Source organism: Kitasatospora sp. NPDC091257, from assembly GCF_044757675.1.
In the GTDB taxonomy this organism is placed as follows: domain Bacteria; phylum Actinomycetota; class Actinomycetes; order Streptomycetales; family Streptomycetaceae; genus Kitasatospora; species Kitasatospora lactacystinica.
Map to the genome: position 1 here is coordinate 1 of NZ_JBIVVI010000405.1, position 6929 is coordinate 6929.

The window sequence follows — 6929 nt, forward strand, 5'->3', positions numbered from 1 at the left end:
CGGACCTGGACGTGCTCCAGCAGCTTCGCCCAGGTGCCGTCCGCCTCCCAGCGGGCGAACCGCTCGTAGACGGTCTGCCACGGCCCGTACCGCTCCGGGAGATCGCGCCACGGAGCCCCGGTCCGCAGTCGCCACAGCACTCCGTTGACCACCTGCCGGTGATCACGCCACGGACGGCCACGCCCGTCCACCTGCGGCAGCAGGGGCTCTATCCGCTCCCACACCACGTCCGTCAACTCGCCTCGACCTGCCACAAGATCAATTATCAGACAGGCCTTAGGGCGCTACTGCTGGCCAGAGCCTGCCGGGACCGGGAACAGGCAGGCGTGCTGACCGCAGCGGTACTGGGCGACCACGGGTGGCGCAAGCTGACCGGTGTCACCGCCGCCAGCGGCGAGCAGGGCGCGTGGGTGTCCTGGGAGGCCTGCGCCAAGGCTGCGCTGCCGTCCAGTCTCCTGCGAGGAGGCGGGCGCGGACGCGGTGGCGGGGTGATCGCCCGGGCCCGCGACCGCGAGCCGTCCAGAGTGGAGGTCGAACGCCTCCACCGGCAGCGCGCGCAGGAGCTCGCCCGGAGGATTGGCGAGGTGCTCACGACCCCGAGCCCCTGGTCGGACGCTGCGGCTCGCCTGGCGCTGAACGCCCTCCTGGCCGCGTGCGGATCGCATCCGGATGACAGCGGGCTCCGGCGTGGGCGCAGCGGGCCGTTGTGGTGCTGCCTGTTTCCCGCAGCGGGCGGCGCAGGGCGGATCGAGGCGGTGTCGTGGTCGGCGCGGGTGGAGGGCTGGCTGCCGGTCTTCCATCTGGCGGGGCGCAGCGTGTGTGCTCCTCCCGGGGCTCGTGGCGGCGTGCTCGGGGACGTGCCTGCGGCTGTGGTGGTGGTCCGGTGAACGCCCGGTGGCTCGCGGGTGCGGGCGAGGGTGAGGCGATCCGCCTGCTGCTGGGGCGGCCGTGGCTGGAGGGGGCGCAGGCTGCGCTCGTGTTGAGGCATCTGGCGGCGGTGCGGGCGTTCTTCCAGGGGACGCTACGGTGGCCGGTGGCGGTGGAGGGTGGCGCGGTGCGGCTGAAGAAGTCGCCGCCGGTGCGTGAGTGGCTGGCCCCGTTGATGGAGGCACCGGTGGCCTCCTGGTTCTGGCTGGCGGTGGCAGCCCTGTACACGCTGCCCCCGTGGATCAGGGCCAGCGATGTGGTGGCGGCGTGCCGTCAGGCGGCCGGGCAGGCGGATGAGCCGGTGACCGGCTCGGCTACCGAGGTCAGGCATCTGCGCGAGGCCCTGGGGGAGCTGCGCAGGCGCGGGATCGTCTCCGGGAGACATAACTGGCTGGAGAACCTCACTGGTGAGGAGGCGGACGCGGTATGGCTGCGGGTGGACCACGCGCGGCTGCTGTTGGTCATGGCGAACGTCCCGCCTCTGGACGCCTGGGGCCGGTGGGGGGAAGACCCGGTCGCCGACCCTGAAGCCTGGGTCGGCGCCTGTGACCGGCCGGTGGATGCCGCAACTCGCGTCCTGCGTCGTCTGGTCGACGACACCGCTGTGCTGTGGGGCGACCTGGACGCCGTCGAGGCCCAGTGGCTGCGCGAATGTCTGCACACACGGGTCGCCGAGACTGCGGAGGTACTCGGGCTGGTTCTGGAGGTGCGCAGCGAGGGTGTGGCTCTGGTCGCCGAGGCCGGAGAGGGGCTTCCCGGGACGGGGCCGGCGCTCCGCTTCCCTCTCCCGGGGACGGCCCATCACGCCGCTTTGCTGGTGCGCGACTTCGTTCTGGCCTCCGAGGCGCAGCCGCACGCGCCCTGGCCCGGGTGGAGAGGCCGGTGCGAGGGCGATGTTCTTGGGGAGCTGCGGCGCCTGGCCCTGGTCCACATCGGGTGGAGCCAGGAGCTGCGGTCCAGGCCGGCCCGTCTGCTGGCCGAGGTCCGCGCGCTGTGGGAGGGGTTGGGCCTGCTACGTGTGCGTTCCGGTGGATCTGCCATGTGGTGGATGTCGCCGGTCAGTGCGCGCTGGGACCGTCCCCTCACGCCCGTCGATGCCTTGCCCTTCCATGGGCAGAACCAGCCTCCCGCTTAGGAAAGGTGACACCACCTCATGTCTGTTTCCTGTCCTGGCCTGCCTTTGATCGACCGGTCCGCCGGGCGGCACGAGCGCCGACGCACGCTCGTGGGGATCGGCGTGTGCAACGTCCACAACTACGCTCTGGAGGTCTTCGGTACCGAGTGCGGGCGGATCCTGTGGCGCGGCCGCAACGGCTGCGGCAAGACCACGCTCCTGGAGTCCACCGTGCCCTTCCTCCTCATCCTCGACGAACGGGCACTGCATGTGGGCAAGAACCGTTCGACCACGCTGGCCGGGCTCATGGAGGAAGGGGCGCGCGGCAGCAAGCGCGCCGGCTACCTGTGGCTGACCGCCGCTCTCCCCCACTCCCCCGGTACAACTGGCGACAGCATGTCCTTCGGCGTGCGCCTGGACTACTCCAAGGGCGCCCAGAAACCGGTGACGCTGACCGCGTTCCGCCTGCCAGGCCCCGTTCTGGACCTCATCGAACTGCAGGGGGCGTTCGGTGAGGCACTGAGCGGCGAGGACTTCGAGCAGCGGGTGCGGGACGCCGACGGCGCCGTGTTCGAGGACGCGGCTGCCTACCGCCAGAGCCTCGCGGCCGAGTTGCTGGGCACCGACCAGGCCCGGCTGGTCGAGGTGTGCCGCAGTATCCGCCGCATCCGCGATCCCCACAGCCTGCACAAGCTCCAGCCTCGTGAAGCGGAGGAGCTGCTGCGCTCGGCTCTGCCCAAGGTCAACTATGTGGTGCTGTCTTCCACCAGCGACGCCATGGCCGCCGCTGCGGCCACCCGGGATCATCTGGTGAACGTCACGGGCATCGCCGATCTCACGTCCCGTCTCGCGCTCGCCTGGGCCGGGCACGTCGCCCAGCGCGCCGCCGATGCCGCCGCTGTGCTGACCAGGCGAACGGAGGCAGTCGCAGCCCGCCACGTTGAGCACGACCAAGCCCAGGAGCAGGTGGCACAGGCTGACCAGGCGACCGGGGAAGCGGAGGAGCGCCTCGCCCGGGCTGAGGCGACCTGTGTGCGTCTGCAGGCCAACGTGGAGGTGCTGGAGGCCGACGAGGCCCTGGACGGCACGCAGATCACCCAGGCCCAGGACCGGCGCGACCGCGCGCAGGAGGGGGTGGACCGGGCCGAAGCGGCGCTGCGTTCGGCGCTTGCGGCCGACGGTGTCCTGCGCCGGGCCAGGGCCGAGGCCGCCCAGCATCTCGCGGACGACTTCGACAGCCGCCTGGCCGGTCTTGACCCCGCTGACCAGCTGGCCCTCAACGGCATCGCCCGTCCCGTCACGGTCGGGCGACGGCCCCGTGAGGCGCTGCGCGCGAGCACCATCGTTTTCCCCCGGTCCGAGCACCTGGCCGTGGAGGCCCGCCGCGACCGGGCCGATGCCCTCGTCGCGGCCGTCGCCGAACGCCGGACCGAGGCCGTCGCACGCGCCAATCTCGCACGCGCCGCCATCGACGCCCACCAACCGTGTCAGGACGCCGAGCAGGCTGCCGAGCAGGCACGCAGGATTGCCGACGCCGCCAGGGCCGCGGCCGACACCGACCGTCGGCAGGCCAAGGAGGCTGCCGCGCACGCCCTCGTCCAAGCCGCCGCTTTCCTGGAGGCCGCTGACGCCTGGGTCGCGGAACACCACGGTGCTCTGTGTGCCGCGCTGGGCCGTCGCCAGCGGGACCTCGCCGCCCAGTGGGCCGTGAAGTGCCGGGCGGCAGAACCCGGCGCCGTCCTGACCACCCACCGCCAGTGGCTCACCGGTTTCAAGGACACCGCTGCCCGCCTCGCCTCCCGCGCGGTCGAGCGCTCGGCGGCCCACCACCACATCGCGCTCACCGGCGAGGCGGCTGCCGAGAGGGCTCGCAGCCGGGCCGCGTTGTGGAGCGGCGGTCACCTCGATCCGCTGCCCGGGCCCGGCTGGCTGGCGTCGCTGCCCGGGCACGCGGGGAACGCGGGCGCCGTCCTGTTCGGCGAGGTATTGGAGTGGGGCGAGCGCGCACCGCAGCCGGGACCGCAACGGGACCTGCTCGAAGCCGTCATCGGCGCCACCGGCCTTCTCGCGGCCACGCTCACCGCCGATGGTGCCGCCGACCGCGCCGGCGCCTGGAGCGTGCGCGCTGTCGGCCAGCCGCAGCCTGACAGCCTCGCCGATGTCCTCTCCACCGTCCCCGGCCACCCCCTCTCCGACGCCGCCGCCCAGGTCCTCGCCCGCACCGCCCTGTGCCCGAGCGCCGAAAGCCATGACAGCGGTGGCGACGGTGCAGCTCTGGTGGTCGGCCGGGACGGCTCCTACCGCGCCGGTCCGTTCACCGGCCGCCTGCCGGCCTGCGCCGTTGGCCCGGCCCGCCACATCGGCATTGAGGCGCGCCGCGCCCACGCCCAGGCAGCCGCCGACGCCGCCCGTACCGAAGCAGACCGCCTGCACGGCACCGCCATCCGGCACCGCCGTGCCCAGAGCCGGCTGGTGAGCTTCCAGGCCCGGCTCGGCCTGGCGGTCAACGCCCTGCCCGACACGGAGTCCCTGCGCGACGCCGAGGCCGGCCGCGCCCGCGCCGCGGCCAGAGCCGCCGACAGCGCCGAGGCCGCCCGGGACACCCACGACAAGGCCACCGACGCCGAGCGCGCCCACGACGTTGCCCTCGCGTGCTGGCGCGCCAAGACCATCGGCCAGGGACTTCCCGCCGCTCTCCCTCAGCTCCACGGCACTGTCTCCGATGCCAGCGGGCGCGCCGACCGCCTTAAGACCGCCCTACGGGAGGTGCGCGCTCTGGCCACGCGCGTGAGCGTGCTGGCCGCCGAAGGACCCACGGCGGGGATGCGCACCGACGAACTCGACACCGTGGAGGCACTACAGCTGGCCGAGATGCTCGCCGACCGCGACCATCTGGCCGCCGTGCACGAGGCGATGCTGGCCCCCTCCCCGCGAGCCCGGGACATCGCGCAGCAACTCACCGCGGCCAAGGCCGCATGCGCCGCCGCCAAGGACCACCGGCGTAGAGCCGCCGCCGGCCTAGCCGCCGCACACAAGCGGCAGGCCGCGTGCGTCGTGCTGCACACCCGAACCGGCACCAGCCTCCAGGGCATCCTGCCAGAACAACAAGAGGCCCTCGGCGGGCTGCGCGCGGTTCTGTCTGCCTGGGGCGTCGAGCAGGTCATCGCCGTCCCCACCGACCTGCCCGCCCACGAGCTGCCCGCGGCCGTGGCCGAAGCCATCCGCTCCATCGCACCCGCCACCCCCGGGGAGGTGACCAGCGCGGCCGAGGCCCTGCACGCCCACCTCATCAGCCAGGACTCCGGCGGCTGGCACCTCGAGTACGGACCGGATGACCCTGCCGTCCTGGACGTACGCCTCGTGCGCGACGACACCTCCCACCCCCTGCCCGTAGCAGCCGCCCTCGCTGCGAAGGACCGCGCGACAGCCGAGGAATCGCTCAAGCGGGCCGAAGGCGACGCCCTCGACGGCCTCGTCCTCGGCCAGCTCCCCCAGGCGCTGGGAACCGCCTGGTCCGCCGTCGTCAACTGGTTCGGTCGCACCAACGCCCTTCTCCCGCTCGCCGCCGCCTCCTCCGGCGTCGGCGTGCGGCTGGACTACGCCCTGCGGCCCGACCTGGACCCGGGCCTGGCCACGCTCTGGCGCCTGGCCTGCAAGAACTCCGCCGTCACCCGGACCCCCGAGCAGGAGCAGCAGCTCCGCGACGAACTCCACCACCAGCTGCGCACCGCCGCTACCCAGGCCAAGGCCGCCGCAACCGCCACCGCCGACGAACTCGCGCGGATCCTCGACGTCAGCAGCTGGATCGCCATCCGCCACGTCGTCACCGGCAAGGCCCGGGCCGAAACCGCCCTGGGCAGCCGCGACTGCGGTGTCTCCGGCGGAGAGAACCGCCTGGTGGTCATGGCCCCCCTGCTCGCCGCACTGGCCGCCGAGTACGACAGGCTCGGCCCACAGGCCCTGCGTCTGGTCGCGCTCGACGAGATCCCCGCCGAGGTCGACGAGAAAGGGCGCGACGCCCTCGCCCGCTTCATCGCCCACCTCGACCTCGACACCGTGTGCACCAGCCACCAGTGGGACGGAGCTCCCGCCGCCTGGGACGGTATCAGCGCCTTCGAACTCACCCAGGGCTCCGACAAGACCGTCATCGCCACCCGCGTCGACATCCTCGACCGTGAACTCGAACTCCTCCTCTCCACGACGGAGGAGCAGCCGTGACCACGTGCCCGCTGTGCCCAGGTGCCTGCCAGGGGGCGACACTCGCGCCCCTGACCTGCCCGCAGCTGACGTGGCTGTGGGAACGGGTCGCCCTTCGCGCCGACGCCACCGCCGACGACCTCACCCGCGGCTCACTGGCAATAACACTGCCCGACTCGCCCGAGCTGCTCGCCGCCGCCGGGACCCTCCTCAGCAACCGGCCCCTGCTGGCCGGCCGCCGCATCCGTGTCGACCTCCCCCGCCTCACCGGCCTTCTCCGCACACGCGGCCCCCTGCTGACCCCCGCCGCCGTCGCCGCGCACGCCCTCGAACGCCGAGTCGGCGAACCCTCCCTCGAACGCCAACGCACAGCGCAGCGCCGCCAGCAGATCACGGCGCTGGCGAACGACCTCCTCGGCGCTCTGCCCCGCTCGTGCCCTGTCAGACCGTCACCGCAGGCCGCGGTCGAGGTCCTGCGGTACAAGGGCTGGATCGCCCGCCTGAGCCTCCGCCCTGACGGCGAGCTGCTGCTGCGCCAGGCCGTCACCACTCTGCAGTCCTTGCCGACCGCAGGCTCCGTCGTCGATCGGCGACACCTCGCCCAGGATGCCACCGGCCATCCCAAGAGCCTCGACCGCGGCCACCCCCTGGCCCGCCTCGTCCTGGCCCTCACCGAGGCCGCCGGCCACAC

5 protein-coding genes are annotated in these 6929 nt (G+C 73.2%); 4 read left to right on the forward strand and 1 reads right to left on the reverse strand.

Annotation, left to right across the window (positions count from 1 at the left end; genetic code table 11):
• A partial coding sequence (locus ACIQOV_RS19770) for an IS5 family transposase (RefSeq protein ID WP_401050073.1) occupies positions 1–254 on the reverse strand: 254 nt, incomplete at its 3' end.
• 72 nt (positions 255–326) lie between these two features.
• Between ACIQOV_RS19770 and ACIQOV_RS19775 the strand changes: the two genes are divergently transcribed.
• The 4 genes from ACIQOV_RS19775 to ACIQOV_RS19790 all read left to right on the forward strand — a co-directional run.
• On the forward strand, positions 327–887 hold the full coding sequence (locus tag ACIQOV_RS19775; RefSeq protein WP_401050076.1) for a hypothetical protein: 561 nt from the start codon (positions 327–329) through the stop codon (positions 885–887).
• Positions 884–2062, forward strand: coding sequence for a DUF2398 family protein (locus ACIQOV_RS19780; protein WP_401050078.1), 1179 nt, complete (start codon positions 884–886; stop codon positions 2060–2062). The genes ACIQOV_RS19775 and ACIQOV_RS19780 overlap by 4 nt, the downstream gene beginning before the upstream one ends.
• 102 nt (positions 2063–2164) lie before the next feature.
• Positions 2165–6259, forward strand: coding sequence for an SbcC/MukB-like Walker B domain-containing protein (locus ACIQOV_RS19785; protein WP_401050082.1), 4095 nt, complete (start codon positions 2165–2167; stop codon positions 6257–6259).
• On the forward strand, positions 6256–6929 hold a 674-nt coding region (locus ACIQOV_RS19790), incomplete at its 3' end, for a TIGR02679 domain-containing protein (protein WP_401050085.1). The genes ACIQOV_RS19785 and ACIQOV_RS19790, both read left to right, overlap by 4 nt.